Genomic DNA, 16,772 nt, shown 5'->3' on the forward strand with positions numbered 1-16,772 from the left:
GGATTACATCCTGCCATTCGATGTCGCGAGGACGGCAGCGCCGTAAGCGGGCAGCTGCACACCGTCTTCATACAGCTCCGCGGGTGCCGTCTCCAGCAGCAGCTGCGGAGAGCTGATCGGAAGGGGGATCTCGCGGGAATCGCCCGCGAAATTCAGTACGACGGCGGTGTCTCCCCGTTGCAGGACAAGCCACCGGCCCACTTCGTCGAAGTCCACGCTGACGCTGCGGAGATCCGGGTCCATCAGATCAAGACGGTCACGGCGAAGCGTCAGGAGCTGCTGGTACAAAGCATGCAGCTTCGCATGGTCACCCTCTTCAACCTCGGACCAGTCCAGCTTTGAATTGGCGAAGGTTGACGGGTCCTGGGGGTTGGGCACCGTGTCCGGGTCCCAGCCCATCCGCTCAAACTCCCGCAGCCGGCCTTCCGCCGTTGCCTTGCCCAGCTCCGGTTCCGGGTGGGAGGTAAAGAACTGCCAGGGCGTGGAGGCACCGAATTCTTCGCCCATGAAGATCATCGGCGTAAACGGGGAGGTCAGGTTCAGCACTGCGGCAAGCGCCAGCTGCGGATAACCCAGGCTCGCGCTGAGCCTGTCCCCGGCCGCCCGGTTGCCAATCTGGTCGTGATTTTGAATGCAGGTCACAAGCTGCCGGGCAGTGATCACGTCTTTGTTGATGGGCCTTCCGTGGGCACGGCCACGGAAGGAGGAGAAACCGCTGTCATGGAAGAACCCGTCCCGCAGCACCTTGGCCAGGGCGCCGAGGGAATCGAAGTCCTCGTAATAACCCCCGTTTTCCCCGGTGAGGTTGGTATGTGCGGCATGGTGGAAATCATCAGACCATTGGCCGTCCAGCCCGTAGCCGTTCAGGTTCCGCGGACTGATCAGCCGGGGATCGTTCAGGTCAGATTCGGCGATCAGGAACAGCGGCTTGCCGAGACCGCGCGCGCACTTTTCGGTTTCCTGCGCTATCTCTTCCAGGATGTGGATGGCGCGCTCGTCGTGCAGCGCATGCACCGCATCCAGGCGCAGTCCGTCCACGTGGTAGTCGCGGAACCACATCAGCACGTTGTCCACAATGTACTGCCGGACGGTGTCAGAGAGCGGGCCGTCCAGATTTACCGAATCGCCCCAGGTGTTGGATTTGCCTTCCGTGAGGTACGGACCAAACATCGGGAGGTAGTTGCCGCTGGGTCCGAGGTGGTTGTACACCACGTCCTGGATGACTCCGAGTCCTGCTTGATGCGCGGCGTCAACGAACCGCTGGTATGCCTCGGGACCGCCGTAGGTTTCCTGCACGGCGTACCAGAGCACGCCGTCGTAACCCCAGTTGTGGGTTCCGTTGAAAGCATTCACCGGCAGCAGTTCCACATACCGAACACCCAGGTCCACCAGGTAGCCGAGCTTGCCGATGGCCGCGTCCAGGGTGCCTTCCGGCGTGAACGTACCGATATGCAGCTCGTAGATGGCGCTGCCGTCCAGGCCCGGCGATTTCCAGTCCGCATCATGCCACTGGTATTCGTCCGGATCGAACGTGCGTGACAGCGCATGGACGCCCTCGGGCTGGCGCCGGGACCGGGGATCCGGAACCGGCGTCTGCGCGTCGTCAATCAGGTACCCGTAATCAATGTCCCCGGTGAGTTCGGCGTGCTGGGCATGCCACCAGCCGTTTTCGCCGCGGCTCATGGACAATTTGCGGCCGTCGGCCAGCAGCGTCATCGTGCCGGCTTTGGGCGCCCATACGTCGAAATTCGTCCTCATTCGCCGTCCTCCCGAACGAGTAGTGCCACCGGATAGATTTCAAACAGATCCGCGGCCGCCAGCCGGCCGCTGCTTTCGAGCATCCGGCCCGTGAGCACGTCACGGTAGGTTCCCGCATCAAGCACGACGGCGGTGTCCCGCCATCCGCCGGCACGCTCCATTCCGAGCGGCAGCCGGGTGACAGCTGTAATGGCTCCGCCCCGGTCGAAGGCAAAGAGATGCTCTGCCGCCGTACCTTCCACCGCTACGGGGACGTAGCGGCTGAAAAGCTCCGGGCGCCCGCGCTTGAGCTGCAGTGCCCGCATGGTGACGAGCAGCTTGGCGGCTGCTTCTTCGTCCAGGTCCGGTGCCTGCACGGTGCCGCCGGCCAGGGATTCGGCAACGGCGCGGCGCCGGGCGTAATCCACTTCGCGCCGGTTGTCCGGATCGACGAGCGACCGGTCCCAGAACTCGGTGCCCTGATAGACATCCGGAACCCCGGGCATGGTCAGCTGCAGGAGCTTGGCGGAAAGGGAGTTCGAGTAGCCGGCACTAAGGATCCGCTCCACGAGCGCTTCAATGCGGTCGGTGACCTCAGGGTTGTCGAAGGCGGCGTCAACGGCTGCGTGCATGCGCTCTTCGAACTCGGCGTTGGGTGCAGTCCACGTGGTGCTGCTCGACGCTTCGCGCGAAGCCTTTTCAGCGTAGGCATGGGCACGCTCACGGCTGAGCGGCCAGGCACCGATGATCGCCTGCCACAGCAGGTTGGCCATCGGCACATCTCCCATGGGTGCCAGGGACTCCAGAGCGGTGAAGGTTTCATTCCACTCGTCGGGAATCTCCGAAAGGACCGAAATCCGGGCGCGGGTGTCTTCGCTGCGCTTGGTGTCATGCGTCGTCAGCGCGGTCATGGCAGCGGGCTGCTCCAGCTGCCGGCGCAGCATCTTGCTGTGCAGGTCCGACGGTGCCACCGCGAAATGTGCCGGATCCGCACCCACCTCGTTCAGCGAGGTCAGGCGTGAGTAACGGTAGAACGCAGTGTCTTCCACGCCCTTGGCCATCACCATGCCGGAGGTCTGCTGGAAGCGCACCGCAAGCTCGCCCAGGGCCTGGAGGGAGACGTCATTCGTTTCCCCTGCTCCCAGCGGATTCAGCAGCCCGCCCAGGGTAGTCAGGGCAGCAGCCAGGTCCGGCCGGCGCACGGTGGCCGCGATGACGGCATCGGTCAAATATCCTGCCCCGTCCGGGAGGTAACTGCGGTACACCGGAAAGCAGGCCAGCAGTTCCGCGAGTGCATCCGCTGCGGTCTCCGGTTCCAGCCCGGAGTCCGACGGCAGCAGCCGGACCAGGCGCTGCACTTCCGAGTGCAGCAGCTGATCGGCGATGCCGCGTTTGGTGCCGTGGATCATGTCCGCGTACGGTTCCACGGGCACCATGGCCGTCAAGGTGCCCTCGCCTGCCGGGTCAACGAAAAGCCGGTCGATGTCCGCCAGCGCGTCATATCCGGTGGTTCCTTCTGTTTCCCAGTTCCGGGGCAGCGTCTCCCCCGGCTCCAGGATCTTTTCCACCAGGATGTAGGCACCCCCGGTCAGTTTCCGCAGCCGGGCCAGATAGCCCTTGGGGTCGGCCAGCCCGTCCGGATGGTCGATCCGCAGACCATCCACGAGTCCTTCATCAAACCAGCGCTTGATCTCCGCGTGGGATTCGTCGAAGACCCAGGGCTCCTCCACGCGGATGCCGGCGAGGGTGTTCACGCCGAAGAAGCGGCGGTAGTTCAGTTCATTGTCTGCCCGCCGCCAGTTCACCAGTTCGTAGTGCTGGCGGGCGTGGACGTCCACGGCCGAATCGCCGTCGGACGCCGTTCCCGGCGCCACCGGGTATCGGTTGTCGTAGTAGTGCAGCTCGTCGTTGACCAGTTTCAGCTGCTCCAGCTCGTTGTCGCCGTCGCCCAGGACGGGCAGGCGGAGTTTTCCGCCTGCCGCGTCCCAGTCGACGTCGAAAGCTTCGGCGTACCGGGAACCCCGGCCTTCCTTCAGGAGCGACCACCACCAGTCATTCCGCGCGGGGGTGGCGACCCCCATGTGGTTGGGCACAATGTCCACCAGCACCCCCATGCCGGCGGCATGGGCGGCGGCGGAGAGGGACTTCAGCCCTTCGGCGCCGCCGCGGGCAGGATCCACCGCCGTCGGGTCAACCACGTCGTAACCGTGGTCCGAACCCGGTTCGGCGGTCAGGATCGGTGACAGGTAAATCCAGTCGACCCCCAGATCCTTCAAATACGGGACCAGCTCGGCGGCGTCGAACAGCGTGAACGACGGCCGGATCTGCAGGCGGTAGGTGGACAGCGGGGTCCTCATACGGCGGCCTCGCCGCTGTGCTGCTTGGAACCGGCCAGGGCTGCGAGGGAGGCAGCCACGGAGTGGTCGTGCTCTTCCTCCGCTTCGTGGGCACGCAGGACCACCATGGACTTGGCTGCAATGGTGATTTTGGCATCCGCCGGAATGGATCCGGAATCGGCAAATTCACCGGCCGTGTCAATGACCTCGTCCCACATCGGCGCATACTCACGAGACGGCAGGGTGACCTTGACCGCCTCGTCGTGGGCATTGAAGTACAGCAGGAAGTTCACGTCGGTGATCCGCTCTCCGCGGGCATCACGGCCGGAAATTCCCTGTCCGTTCAGGAACACGCCCAGGGAACGGCTCACGGGAGTGTCCCAGTCGTCCTGGGTCATGGGGCTTCCGTCTTCCGCCAGCCAAACGATGTCCGGCAGTGCTTCGCCTTCGCCGCGGCGCACCGGCCTGCCATCGAAGAAGCGGCGGCGGCGGAACGTGGGGTGTTCGGCGCGCAGGGTGTTGACCGCGGCAGTGAATTCGAGCAGCGGAGTGTCCATGTTCTCCCAGTCGATCCAGCTCAGCTCCGAGTCCTGGGCATACGTGTTGTTGTTGCCCTCCTGCGTGCGGCCAAGCTCATCGCCGTGCGCAATCATGGGAACGCCCTGGGACAGCAGGAGCGTGGCCAGGAAGTTCCGCTGCTGGCGGGCGCGCAGGGACAGCACCTCGGGATCATCCGTGGGACCCTCCGCTCCGCAGTTCCAGGAGCGGTTATGGGACTCGCCGTCGTTGTTGTCTTCACCGTTGGCCTCGTTGTGCTTCTCGTTGTAGGAGACGAGGTCGCGCAGGGTGAAGCCGTCATGGGCGGTGACAAAGTTGATGGACGCCACGGGACGGCGTGCCGAGGACTCGTAGAGGTCCGCAGACCCGGTGATGCGGGAGGCAAACTCACCCAGGGTGGAGGGCTCGCCGCGCCAGAAATCGCGCACGGTGTCGCGGTACTTGCCGTTCCATTCGGTCCACTGGGGAGGGAAGTTGCCCACTTGGTAACCGCCGGGTCCGATGTCCCAGGGCTCGGCGATCAGCTTCACCTGGGAAACCACCGGGTCCTGCTGCACCAGTTCGAAGAAGGTGGAGAGCTTGTCCACGTCGTAGAACTCGCGGGCCAGGGTGGAGGCGAGGTCGAAGCGGAAACCGTCAACGTGCATTTCGGTGACCCAGTAGCGCAGCGAATCCATGAGCAGCTGCAGCGAGTGCGGGTTTCCCACGTTCAGGGAGTTGCCCGTCCCTGTGTAGTCCATGTAGTAGCGCTTGTCGTCTTCGACAAGGCGGTAGTACGCCTGATTGTCGATGCCGCGGAAGGACAGCGTGGGGCCCATGTGGTTGCCCTCTGCCGTGTGGTTGTAAACCACGTCGAGGATAACTTCGATGCCGGCCAGGTGCAGGGCACGAACCATGCCCTTGAACTCCTGGACCTGCTGGCCGTCGTCACCGGTGGCGCTGTAGGTGTTCTGGGGCGCGAAGAATCCGATGGTGTTGTAACCCCAGTAGTTCGACAGTCCTTTTTCCTGCAGCGTGGAGTCATTCACGAACTGGTGCACCGGCATCAGTTCGATGGCGGTGACGCCCAGCTTCTGCAGGTGTGCGATCACCGCGGGGTGCGCGACGCCGGCATAGGTACCGCGCTGTTCCTCGGGAACCTCGGGGTGACGCTCGGTGAGGCCCTTGACGTGGGCTTCATAGATGACCGACTGGTGGTACGGGATCTTGGGCTTGCGGTCACCGTCCCAGTCGAAGAAGGGATTGATCACCACGCCCATCATCATGTGCGGCGCTGAGTCTTCGTCATTGCGTGAGTTTTCGTCGCCGAAGTTGTAGCCGAACAGCGCCTGGTCCCAGTCGATCTCGCCTGATACTGCCTTCGCATAGGGGTCCAGCAGCAGTTTGTTCGGGTTGCAGCGGTTGCCCTGGGCCGGATCGTTGGGCCCGTCAACGCGGTAGCCGTACTTCTGCCCGGGCATCACCTGCGGCAGGTAGCAGTGCCACACATAGGCGTCCACCTCGGTGAGGCGCACACAGGTCTCGACGCCGTCGTCGTCAAACAGGCACAGCGTGACGGACTCCGCCACCTCGCTGTACAACGCAAAGTTGGTGCCGTTTCCGTCGTAGGTAGCGCCCAGCGGATAGGCGTCTCCCGGCCAAACTTCCATGTAGAGCTCCTGACTAGTTCCAGATGACAACAAGCAAAGTAGTATGTCTACTTACTTTTTTACCTCAGACGGGGCAAAGCATTAAACGGGACCGATTGCCACTCCCTGTTTTTCGGCCGTCGGCCGGCACGTTTCGATGCTTCCCGCATGGCCGCCAGCTCCCCCAACACGGTCCGGATAGCTGCCGGGAGCGCTGATGGTTCCAGCGGTCCAGCCTGCGCGGCGAGGTTTCCGGCCCTGCCGTGGATACTGGCTGCCGCTGCGGCCAGTTCGGCGTAGTACCCCGCCGGGGGCTCCAGGTCGGCGTCCCGATTACACCGGTTGGTGGCAAGCAGGGCACCCAGGATTCCCGCCAGAGTGTCCCCTGAACCGGCGGCCGCGAGCCAGGGTGTGGCCTCGGCCTGGCTGTAGGTTTCACCGGTGGGTGACGCAGTGATCGTGGCCCAGCCTTTGAGCAGCACCGTAGCCCCGGTGAGTTCCGCAGCGCGGCGGGCGTACCGCAGGGGATCTCCTTCGATCTGCTCCCGGGTGACCGTTTCCCCCAAACGGGTGAGGAGGGCTGTGAGCTCCCCGGCGTGCGGGGTCAAAACCACCTGCGGGCCGAGACCCGGCTCCACGTAGGAAATGGCGTCCGCGTCGATCACCGCGGGCAGGCCGGAGGTCATGGCCTCCAGTGCCCGGCGCCGCTGGTCTTCATCCGTTCCGGCTCCCGGTCCGGCCAGCCAGGCCTGCACGTGCGCCAGGGGAACGTTTCCGGTGGCGCAGACGGCTTCCGGATGAGCGGTGTTGATCAGCCGGCAGACCGATTCCGGGCCAAGATAGCGGACCATCCCGACGCCGGTGGCCAGGGCGGCTCCGGTGGCCAGCACTGCGGCGCCGGGGTAAGCTGCCGAGCCCGCCGCAATACCGAGGACACCGCGGGAGTATTTCTGATCTGTTTTCCGCGGAGACGGCAGCAGGCCGCTGAGGTCGGCAGTTTCGAGCCGGCGGACAGCCTGCCCCGGGACCGTTCCCAGGCCGATATCGATGATTTCGATCCTGCCTGCGGCCACCGCCCCGGGTCCGGCCATCAGACCGGTTTTGGCTGCACCGAAGGTCACGGTGAGGTCCGCAGCCAGATGCACCCCGTCGGCCCGGCCGGTGTCGGCATCCACGCCGCTGGGAAGGTCGCAGGCGATCATCACCGGTGAAGGGTTGCTGCCGGAGGTGAGACCGGCGAATGCACGGGCAAGCTCGGCGGCAGGACCCCGCAAACCGCCTTTGCCGCCGGTGCCCAGGATGCCGTCGATGACCAGATCCGACGCCGCACAAAGCCGGGTGCACTCCTCAACGGCGCTTGAAAGCTCTACGGTCCTGCCGCCGGCGGACCGGAAGGCGGCCAGTGCCTGTGGATGGGAGACAGCCGAGGTAAGGACGGCCGTAACGGCTGCGCCGCGGCGGCCCAGCCTCGCTCCGGCGAAGAGCGCGTCGCCGCCGTTGTTGCCGGCGCCTGCCAGCACAGTCACGCGCGCCCCGTACAGGAAACCTCGCCGCTCCAGCAGTTCCCGGGCGCAGGCAGCGTACAGCCCGTACGCTGCCCGCTGCATCAGTGCTGGACCGTTTCCGGCCTCGAGCAGGGGTTTTTCAGCGGCCCGCACAGCGGTGCCGGAGTAGGCACTGATCATGCCTACAGACTAGCTCTCGGCAACCACCATTGCTGTGGCAACGTCGCCGTCGTGGCTCAGGGACAGGTGCCAGACCCGCACGCCCTTGGCCTCCGCGGCAGCCGCCACCGTGCCGCGCACGCTGACGGCGGGGGCTCCGGCGGCGTCAAGATCCACCTGGCAGTCCTGCCAGTTCATGCCGGCCGGCGCCCCGAGGGCCTTGGCAACCGCTTCCTTCGCTGCGAAGCGTGCCGCAAGGGACCGCAGGTTCAGTTCACGCTCGGCCGGCACAAACAGCCGGGCACGCAGGCCGGGGGTCCGCTCCAGCTGGCGGCCGAAGCGCGGCACGTCCACGACGTCCACGCCGATGCCGACGATCATTATTCGACCGTGACGGACTTGGCGAGGTTACGCGGCTGATCCACGTCGAAGCCCTTGGCCGTGGCCAGTGCGCAGGCGAAGATCTGCAGCGGAACGGTGGTCAGCAGCGGGGCCAGCAGCGTCGGCGTTTCCGGTACATAGAACACGTACTCGGCGTAGGCCTTCACTGCGTCGTCGCCCTCTTCTGCGATCACGATGGTCTTGGCGCCGCGGGCGCGGATCTCCTGGATGTTGGAAACCACCTTGGCGTGCAGCGAATCGCGGCCGCGCGGGGAGGGAACCACCACAAAGACCGGCTGGCCTTCTTCGATCAGGGCGATCGGACCGTGCTTGAGCTCGCCGGCGGCGAAGCCTTCGGCGTGGATGTAAGCCAGTTCCTTCAGCTTCAGGGCACCTTCCATGGCCACCGGGAAGCCAACGTGGCGGCCCAGGAACAGCACGGACTTGGTGTCGGCCATCATCTCGGCCAGTTCCTTGATTTGTCCTGAGTTGTCCAGCACCTGCTGGATCTTGGCGGGAACCTTCGCAAGATCGGTCAGCAGGTCCTTGATTTCGCCCTGGAACTTATCTCCGCGCAGCTGGGCAAGGTACAGGCCCAGCAGGTAGGCGGCGGTGATCTGCGCCAGGAAAGCCTTGGTGGAGGCCACGGCGATTTCCGGACCAGCGTGCGTGTACAGCACGGCGTCGGACTCGCGCGGGATAGTGGAGCCGTTGGTGTTGCAGATGGCCAGAACCTTGGCGCCCTGCTCCTTGGCGTAGCGGACGGCCATCAGCGTGTCCATGGTCTCGCCGGACTGGGAGATCGCCACGATCAGCGTGTTCCCGTCCACAATCGGATCGCGGTAGCGGAACTCGTGGCTGAGCTCCACTTCCACGGGGATCCGGCACCAGTGCTCAATGGCGTACTTGGCCACCTGTCCGGCATAGGCGGAGGTACCGCAGGCCAGCACCATGATCTTGTTGATGGACTTGAGCTCTTCGGGGTCGATGCGCAGCTCGTCCAGGGTCAAACGGCCCTCCGCGTCGGAGCGGCCCAGCAGGGTGTCCCCCACCGCCTGCGGCTGATCGTTGATTTCCTTCTCCATGAAGGAGGGGTATCCGCCCTTTTCCGCGGCCGCGGCGTCCCAGTTGACCTCGAATTCCGTGCCCGTGGCCGGGTTGCCGAAGAAATCGGTGATTTCCACCGTTTCGGGGGTGATGGTGACGATCTGGTCCTGTCCCAGTTCAACGGCACGGCGGGTGAAGTCGATGAAGCCGGAAACATCCGAGCCCAGGAAGTTTTCACCGTCGCCGAGCCCGACGACGAGCGGAGAGTTGCGGCGCGCCGCGACGACGACGTCGGGCGAGTCAGCGTGAATAGCCAGAAGCGTGAAGGCACCTTCCAGCCGGCGGCAGGCCAGCTGCATGGAAAGAGCCAGGTCTCCCCCGCCCTCCCCGCGGTAGATGGCGGCCAGCAGGGCAGCGGCTACTTCGGTGTCCGTTTCGGAGAGGAACTGCGCTCCGGCGTCGAGCAGTTCGGCTTTGAGTTCCGCGAAGTTTTCGATGATGCCGTTGTGGATCAGCGCGAGGCGGCCTTCATCGGCCAAGTGCGGGTGTGCGTTCTCGTCGGTGGGTCCGCCATGGGTTGCCCAGCGGGTGTGGCCGATGCCGGTGGTCGCCTCGGGCAGCGGTGCGGCGGTGAGTTCCGCAACCAGGTTGGCGAGCTTGCCTGACTTTTTGCGGGATTCGATTCCGTTGTCAGTCAGCACTGCCACGCCGGCGGAATCGTAGCCGCGGTATTCCAGGCGGCGCAGGCCTTCCATGACCACATCAAGGGCGCCGTGTTCATGACTCTTGACCTGCTCTGCGGCGGCGGCACTGGGGCGGCGGCCTGCATATCCAACGATTCCACACATACGGCTAAGAGTACCGGCAACTGCTCCTGCAACGCCAAAGCGGGACCGGGCTCCGGGGCTCCACCGCGCCGCCGGGCGCTCCGTTTTGGATTGGGTGCGCGGCAGGGCAGAATCATAAAGTGAGCGACCGAACATCAAACTCAGGTCAGACCCCGTCAGCCAAGAGCTCTTCCGGGAACGGAGGGGACAGCGGCTTTACGCCGTTTGTGGAACTCGACCGGCAGACGTGGTCCCGGCTTTCCAACGAAATCCGGTCACCGCTGAACCAGGATGACATCCTGCGGCTGCGCGGTTTGGGCGAGAAACTGAACCTTGATGAAGTGCGCGAGGTTTATCTTCCTCTTTCGCGCCTGCTGAACCTCTACGTTGCAGCCGCCGGGCGCCTGCACAGCGCCACCACCACTTTCCTGGGTGAGAAGACCACCCGGACTCCTTTCGTCATCGGCCTGGCCGGCTCCGTGGCTGTGGGCAAGTCCACTACCGCACGCGTCCTGCGGGAGATGCTGCGGCGCTGGCCGGACACGCCAAATGTGGAGCTCATCACCACCGACGGTTTTCTGTATCCAAACGCCGAGCTGCAACGGCGCGGCCTGATGCAGCGCAAGGGCTTTCCGGAGTCCTACGACCGTCGTGCCCTGCTGCGTTTTGTCAGCGCCATCAAGAGCGGTGCCGAGGAAGTGCGGGCACCGCGGTACTCACACCTGACCTACGACATCGTCCCGGGCGAGGAGATTGTTGTCCGGCGGCCGGATGTGCTGATTGTTGAGGGGCTGAACGTTCTTGCGCCGGCCCGGACACGCGCCGACGGCCGGGCCGGCCTTGCCCTGAGCGACTTTTTCGATTTCTCGATCTACGTCGACGCCCGGACCTCGTACATCGAGGAATGGTACGTCCAGCGTTTCCAGTCTCTGCGCGGCGGAGCCTTTGCGGACCCGGAATCCTATTTCCACCGTTACGCAGACCTGACGGATGAGCAGGCCCGGGCAACCGCCCTGGACATCTGGAAGCGCATCAACGAGCCCAACCTCATCACCAATGTGCTGCCCACGCGCGGGCGCGCCCAGCTGGTTCTCACCAAGGATGCGGACCACTCGGTGAGCCGCATGCTCCTGCGCAAGACCTAGGACTGCGCCCGCGGGATTTTCGGGTCATGCCCGGGCGTAGGGCTCCAACGCGAGATTGTTCTCGACAGTCTCTGCGAGCTTGGAGGCAATCGAGGCCGCAGTCTCCATGTCCGCCGCTTCAACCATCACGCGGACCAGGGGCTCGGTTCCCGAGGGGCGCAGCAGGACCCGGCCCGTTTCCCCCAAAACTGACTGGGCGTCCGCTACGGCCTGCCGGACAGCCTCGTTGCTGTCCACGGCAGCCTTGTCGACGCCCTTGACGTTGATCAGGACCTGGGGAAGCTTGGTCATGATGCCGGCCAGTTCCTTGAGCGTACGTCCGGTCCGCTTGACCTGCGCGGCGAGCTGCAGGCCGGTAAGGACACCGTCGCCCGTGGTTGCGTACTCGGAGAAAATGACGTGCCCGGACTGCTCGCCGCCCAGGCTGTAGCCGCCTTCGCGCATACCTTCCAGGACGTACCGGTCCCCCACTCCGGTTTCCCGCACGCTGATGCCGGCTTCCCTCAGCGCAAGCTTCAGGCCCAGGTTGCTCATGACGGTCGCCACCAGCGCGTCGTCCTTGAGCTTGCCGGCTGCTTTCAGGGAGACCGCCATGATTGCCATGATCTGGTCGCCGTCCACGACCGTGCCCTCATGGTCCACGGCGAGGCAGCGGTCGGCGTCGCCGTCGTGGGCAACACCCATGTCCGCGCCGTGTTCCAAGACCGCAGCCTGCAGTTTCTCCAGGTGCGTTGAGCCGCAGCCGTCATTGATGTTGATCCCGTCCGGATCCGCACCAATGACAATTACCTCGGCACCGGCGTCCGCGAAGACCTGGGGAGAACAGCCGCTGGCGGCACCGTTGGCGCAGTCCAGTACCACCTTCAGTCCGTCAAGCCGGTTCGGCAGTGTCTGCAGCAGGTGGATGACATACCGGTCTTCCGCGTCCGCAAAGCGGTGGATCCGGCCAACTTCGGCTCCGGTGGGCCGCAGGTTCGGCTTGGTCATCTCAGTTTCAATGTCGTCTTCAGCGGCGTCGTCGAGCTTCTGCCCGCCGCGCGCCAGGAATTTGATGCCGTTGTCCGGGGCTGCATTGTGCGATGCGGAAATCATCACGCCAAAGTCTGCATTCAGGTCCGCGACCAGGAAGGCCGCTGCCGGGGTGGGGAGCACGCCGGCATCAAAGACGTCCACGCCGGAGCTGGCCAGTCCGGCTTCCACGGCCGCCGAGATGAAGTCTCCGCTGATTCGGGGATCACGGGCTACTACCGCAACCGGCCTGCGGCCGTTTTCTACACGCCGGTGCCCCAAAACGACGGCGGCCGCCTGCGCCAGGCCCAGGGCCACTTCGGCGGTGATCAGGCCATTGGCCAGGCCACGGACGCCGTCGGTTCCAAACAATCTAGTCATCGCACATAATCCTCAAACAGGGGGCAGGGCATGAGGCCGCCGAACGGGGCGGCCCACTGGGCTATTGTGCCACTGGATTGGCTCGGCCTACTAAGTGGCCTGCGCAAGCGGGGCGAAAGTACACGGTTTCCGCGTCGAAGATCACGTCCAAAAACGCCAAAAGGCCGCCCGCTGATGCGGACGGCCTTTTGGTCCAAACGCCTCGGCGCTTGGAGAAGCGCTGAATTAGCGCTTGGAGTACTGCGGTGCCTTACGGGCCTTCTTGAGACCGGCCTTCTTGCGCTCGATGACGCGGGCGTCACGAGTCAGGTAACCGGCCTTCTTCAGGGTCGGGCGGTTGTTCTCGCGGTCGATCTCATTCAGCGAACGAGCAACACCCAGGCGCAGCGCACCGGCCTGGCCGGAGGGGCCACCACCGTGGATGCGGGCAATAACGTCGTAGGCGCCGTCGAGGTCCAGGACCTTGAAGGGCTCGTTGACGTCCTGCTGGTGCAGCTTGTTCGGGAAGTAAGCAGCCAGCTCGCGGCCGTTAACCAGCCACTTGCCGGTGCCCGGGACAACGCGCACGCGGGCAATTGCCTGCTTGCGGCGGCCAACGGCAGAGCCGGAGACCGTCAGTGCCGGGCGTTCCTTGACAGCAGCCTCGGCTGCATCAGGGGTTTCCGAGGTGTAGCTGGAAAGCTCCTCGGTTGATTCATTCAGCTCTTCAGTGTTCTGAGCCACGATTCTCCTTGAATTAATTCTTTAGTTGGCGGGGCCAGAACTACTGGGCGACCTGGGTGATTTCGAAGGTCTTGGGCTGCTGGGCTCCATGCGGGTGCTCCGCACCGCGGTAGACCTTGAGCTTGCTGATCTGCTGTGCAGCCAGGGAATTCTTGGGCAGCATGCCGCGGATGGCCTTCTCAACTGCACGTACCGGATTCGACTCCAGCAGTTCTGCGTAGTTGACGGAGGACAGACCGCCCGGGTAACCCGAGTGGCGGTAGGCACGCTTCTGTTCGAGCTTGGCGCCGGTCAGGGCAACCTTCTCAGCGTTGATGATGATGACGAAATCGCCCATATCCATGTGGGGAGCGAAGGTCGGCTTGTGCTTTCCGCGCAGCAGTGTTGCGGTCTGGCTGGCAAGACGGCCTAGGACAACGTCGGTGGCGTCAATGACGTGCCACTGGCGGTTGATGTCGCCGGGCTTCGGGGTGTACGTACGCACGGTGTTTGCCTTCGTTTCTTCTTCTTAGGTGGCGCGGACCATATGGATGCCACATGTTCCGCAGCTTCTCTATGCGTTTACCGGATGGTCAGGTGAGGACTGATGTAACCAGTGGTCCTGATGTACTCGGCTATTTCCCCGGGGCCAGGTGGCTCTGCAACTGAGCCGCTCCCGTGGGCATAGACCTATCGAGGTAGGACACGCACAACGACTATAAACAATAGCCTGCTTCCCGGGCCAGGTCAAAAACCGGGGATGGCACGCCTGGCGCGCGTATTCTCCGCCCTCAGCTGCATTTCGCCCTCCGGCGGATACCGGACCTCTTCCAGGATCAGCGGATGCGGAGGGGCAAGCAGCGACTTGGAATCCCGGACCCGTGCCTGGAGTCTCGTGGCCAGCCATTCCGGGGGCCGCTCCCCCGCTCCCACGAGGATGGCGCCCCCCACGAGGGAGCGAACCATGTTGTGGCAGAAGGCATCGGCACGCAGATGCGCTTCCATGACGCCGTCGGGCCGCCTGAGGAAGGAGAACTCCTGGAGCTCCCGAACCGTGGTGGCACCGGTGCGCGGCTTGCAGAAAGACAGGAAATCCCGAATGCCCAGAACTGTATCGGCAGCTGCGTTCATCCGGTGCTCGTCGAGGGAAAAGTCATGCCACAGGGTCACTGCCCTGGTCAGCGGATCGCGGCCGGCTTCACGGTCTGCGATCCGGTAGCTGTACCGGCGCCAGAGTGCCGAGAACCGCGCGTCGAACCCCTCCGGCGCGAGGGAAGCCGAATGGACCGCAATAGCTCCCTCCATGGCGTGGATGGCGCGCTTGGAGGCTTTCGCCTTGCGCAGCGGCATGGTGAGGTCCTTGTTCAGGATGCCGCGCAGACGCCGGATGAGGGCCTCTTCCGGGGTAAGGGCTGCTCCGCGGGGCAACCCCGCCCATTCGGGGCCGGTGAGGTCGAAATGGACCACCTGCCCGCGGGCATGGACGCCGGAATCCGTGCGTCCGGCGACGGTTACCCGGACAGTCCTCCTGATCAATACCTCCAGGGCCGCCTCAAGGCTTCCCTGAACCGTTGGCAGGCCGTCCTGGCAGGCCCAGCCGTAGAACGGCGCGCCGTCGTAGGACAGGTCCATCCGGACACGAAAAAGCCCGCCGTCCTGGGAAGGTACGGCGGGCCTATCGTTACTCATGCCCTCAATATTAAGGGACTGAGTGCTGAAGCGAAAATTACTTCTTCTCTTCGGTTTCCACTGCTTCGTCAGCGGAGTCGGCGGAGTCGGCAGACTCAGCGGAATCTGCGGACTCAGCGGAGTCGGCCGATTCGGCGGACTCTGCAGATTCAGCGGACTCGACCGGAGCGGAAACAGCAGCAGCGGTTTCAGCTTCAGCCACTACGGCCTGCTTGGCCGAGAGGGGTTCGAGAACCAGTTCGATGACAGCCATGGGAGCGTTGTCGCCCTTGCGGTTGCCGATCTTGGTGATGCGGGTGTAGCCGCCGTCGCGCTTCTCGACTGCCGGAGCAATGTCGGTGAAGAGCTCGTGGACAATACCCTTGTCCGAGATCAGGCCCAGGACGCGGCGGCGGGAAGACAGGTCTCCGCGCTTTGCGAACGTGATCAGACGCTCGGCGTAGGGACGCAGGCGCTTGGCCTTCGTCACCGTGGTGGTGATCTGCTTGTGCTCGAACAGCTGGGCAGCCAGGTTCGCCAGCATCAGGCGCTGGTGGGCCGGGCTGCCTCCGAGGCGCTTACCCTTGGTGGGTGTAGGCATTACATTTTCTCCTCAAACGGTGCCGAACGGAGCTCTTGTGGCCCGGACGGCAATATTTTGCGTGTGTTAGAGCTCGTCGTCCGAGTATTCGGACTCGTCCTCTTCAATAGCTGCGGCACGGGCGGCCAGATCAAATCCGGGAGGGGAATCCTTCAGGGACAGACCGAGCTCGACCAGCTTTGCCTTTACCTCATCAATGGACTTTGCACCGAAGTTGCGAATGTCCATCAGGTCAGCCTCGGAGCGGGCAACGAGTTCACCCACAGTGTGGATGCCTTCACGCTTGAGGCAGTTGTAGGAACGCACCGTGAGCTCAAGGTCTTCGATCGGCAGGGCCATGTCGGCTGCCAGGGCGGCATCCGTGGGGCTCGGACCGATTTCAATACCTTCAGCAGCACTGTTCAGTTCACGGGCCAGGCCGAACAGTTCAACCAGGGTGGTGCCGGCAGAGGCGACGGCGTCGCGCGGTGCAATGGCATCCTTGGTCTCAACGTCAACGATCAGGCGATCGAAGTCGGTGCGCTGTTCAACACGGGTGGCCTCCACGCGGAAGGTCACCTTCAGGACCGGCGAGTAGATGGAGTCAACCGGAATGCGGCCGATCTCCTGGTCACCGGACTTGTTCTGGCTGGCGGAAACATAGCCGCGTCCGCGTTCGATGGTCAGTTCGAGCTCGAACTTACCCTTCGAATTCAGGGTGGCAATGTGCAGATCCGGGTTGTGGAACTCCACGCCGGCCGGCGGAGCGATGTCCGCAGCCGTTACGACGCCGGGGCCCTGCTTGCGCAGGTAGGCGACAACGGGCTCGTCGTGCTCGGAGGAGACCGACAGGTTCTTGACGTTCAGGATGATCTCAGTGACATCTTCCTTCACGCCCGGAACCGTGGTGAACTCGTGCAGCACGCCGTCGATCCGAATGCTGGTTACTGCAGCACCGGGGATCGAGGACAGGAGCGTACGGCGGAGGGAGTTGCCGAGGGTGTAGCCGAAACCGGGTTCCAGCGGTTCGATGATGAACCGTGAACGGTTGTCCGCTACGACTTCTTCAGTGAGGGTGGGGCGCTGTGCAATGAGCACTTGCATTTCCTT

At 64.2% G+C, this 16,772-nt stretch carries 13 protein-coding genes; 1 reads left to right on the forward strand and 12 read right to left on the reverse strand.

Annotated elements, in window-relative coordinates:
* Window positions 1-3: 3 nt before the first annotated feature.
* The 6 genes from treZ to glmS are packed head-to-tail and all read right to left on the reverse strand — an operon-like array spanning window position 4 to window position 10,199.
* Entirely contained in the window at window positions 4-1,758 is a 1,755-nt protein-coding gene (gene treZ, locus KG104_RS14180; RefSeq protein ID WP_104052702.1) for a malto-oligosyltrehalose trehalohydrolase, read from the reverse strand.
* The gene (gene treY, locus KG104_RS14185) at window positions 1,755-4,094 is read right to left on the reverse strand and encodes a malto-oligosyltrehalose synthase (RefSeq protein ID WP_104052703.1); all 2,340 of its coding nucleotides are present in this window, start codon (window positions 4,092-4,094) and stop codon (window positions 1,755-1,757) included. Before treY ends, treZ begins: the two co-directional genes overlap by 4 nt.
* The gene (gene glgX / locus KG104_RS14190) at window positions 4,091-6,280 is read right to left on the reverse strand and encodes a glycogen debranching protein GlgX (protein WP_104052704.1); all 2,190 of its coding nucleotides are present in this window, start codon (window positions 6,278-6,280) and stop codon (window positions 4,091-4,093) included. The genes treY and glgX overlap by 4 nt, the downstream gene beginning before the upstream one ends.
* 59 nt (window positions 6,281-6,339) lie before the next feature.
* A complete protein-coding gene (locus tag KG104_RS14195) occupies window positions 6,340-7,944 on the reverse strand; it encodes an NAD(P)H-hydrate epimerase (protein WP_104052705.1) in 1,605 nt (534 codons plus the stop codon).
* A 9-nt stretch (window positions 7,945-7,953) separates the two neighbouring features.
* Entirely contained in the window at window positions 7,954-8,304 is a 351-nt protein-coding gene (locus KG104_RS14200; RefSeq protein WP_104052706.1) for a holo-ACP synthase, read from the reverse strand.
* Window positions 8,304-10,199 (reverse strand): glutamine--fructose-6-phosphate transaminase (isomerizing), encoded by a 1,896-nt coding sequence (glmS, locus tag KG104_RS14205; RefSeq protein ID WP_104052707.1) that lies wholly within the window; start codon window positions 10,197-10,199, stop codon window positions 8,304-8,306. Before glmS ends, KG104_RS14200 begins: the two co-directional genes overlap by 1 nt.
* A 206-nt stretch (window positions 10,200-10,405) precedes the next feature.
* Between glmS and coaA the strand changes: the two genes are divergently transcribed.
* Window positions 10,406-11,323 (forward strand): type I pantothenate kinase, encoded by a 918-nt coding sequence (gene coaA, locus KG104_RS14210; RefSeq protein ID WP_216202377.1) that lies wholly within the window; start codon window positions 10,406-10,408, stop codon window positions 11,321-11,323.
* Between the two features lie 24 nt (window positions 11,324-11,347).
* On the opposite strand, the gene glmM is transcribed toward coaA, so the two are convergent.
* The 6 genes from glmM to KG104_RS14240 form a co-directional block, all read right to left on the reverse strand.
* Window positions 11,348-12,712 (reverse strand): phosphoglucosamine mutase, encoded by a 1,365-nt coding sequence (gene glmM / locus KG104_RS14215; RefSeq protein ID WP_104052709.1) that lies wholly within the window; start codon window positions 12,710-12,712, stop codon window positions 11,348-11,350.
* 225 nt (window positions 12,713-12,937) lie between these two features.
* Window positions 12,938-13,435: a 30S ribosomal protein S9 gene (gene rpsI / locus KG104_RS14220; RefSeq protein WP_104052710.1), complete on the reverse strand. Its 498-nt coding sequence runs from the start codon at window positions 13,433-13,435 to the stop codon at window positions 12,938-12,940.
* Between the two features lie 40 nt (window positions 13,436-13,475).
* The gene (gene rplM / locus KG104_RS14225; RefSeq protein ID WP_104052711.1) at window positions 13,476-13,919 is read right to left on the reverse strand and encodes a 50S ribosomal protein L13; all 444 of its coding nucleotides are present in this window, start codon (window positions 13,917-13,919) and stop codon (window positions 13,476-13,478) included.
* A gap of 242 nt (window positions 13,920-14,161) precedes the next feature.
* A complete protein-coding gene (locus tag KG104_RS14230; protein ID WP_207347908.1) occupies window positions 14,162-15,103 on the reverse strand; it encodes a tRNA pseudouridine synthase A in 942 nt (313 codons plus the stop codon).
* Between the two features lie 37 nt (window positions 15,104-15,140).
* The gene (gene rplQ / locus KG104_RS14235; RefSeq protein WP_104160437.1) at window positions 15,141-15,683 is read right to left on the reverse strand and encodes a 50S ribosomal protein L17; all 543 of its coding nucleotides are present in this window, start codon (window positions 15,681-15,683) and stop codon (window positions 15,141-15,143) included.
* Window positions 15,684-15,749: 66 nt separating this feature from the next.
* The gene (locus KG104_RS14240; protein ID WP_104052714.1) at window positions 15,750-16,760 is read right to left on the reverse strand and encodes a DNA-directed RNA polymerase subunit alpha; all 1,011 of its coding nucleotides are present in this window, start codon (window positions 16,758-16,760) and stop codon (window positions 15,750-15,752) included.
* Window positions 16,761-16,772 lie beyond the last annotated feature (12 nt).

The sequence above is a fragment of the Arthrobacter sunyaminii genome (assembly GCF_018866305.1).
Lineage (GTDB): Bacteria > Actinomycetota > Actinomycetes > Actinomycetales > Micrococcaceae > Arthrobacter_B > Arthrobacter_B sunyaminii.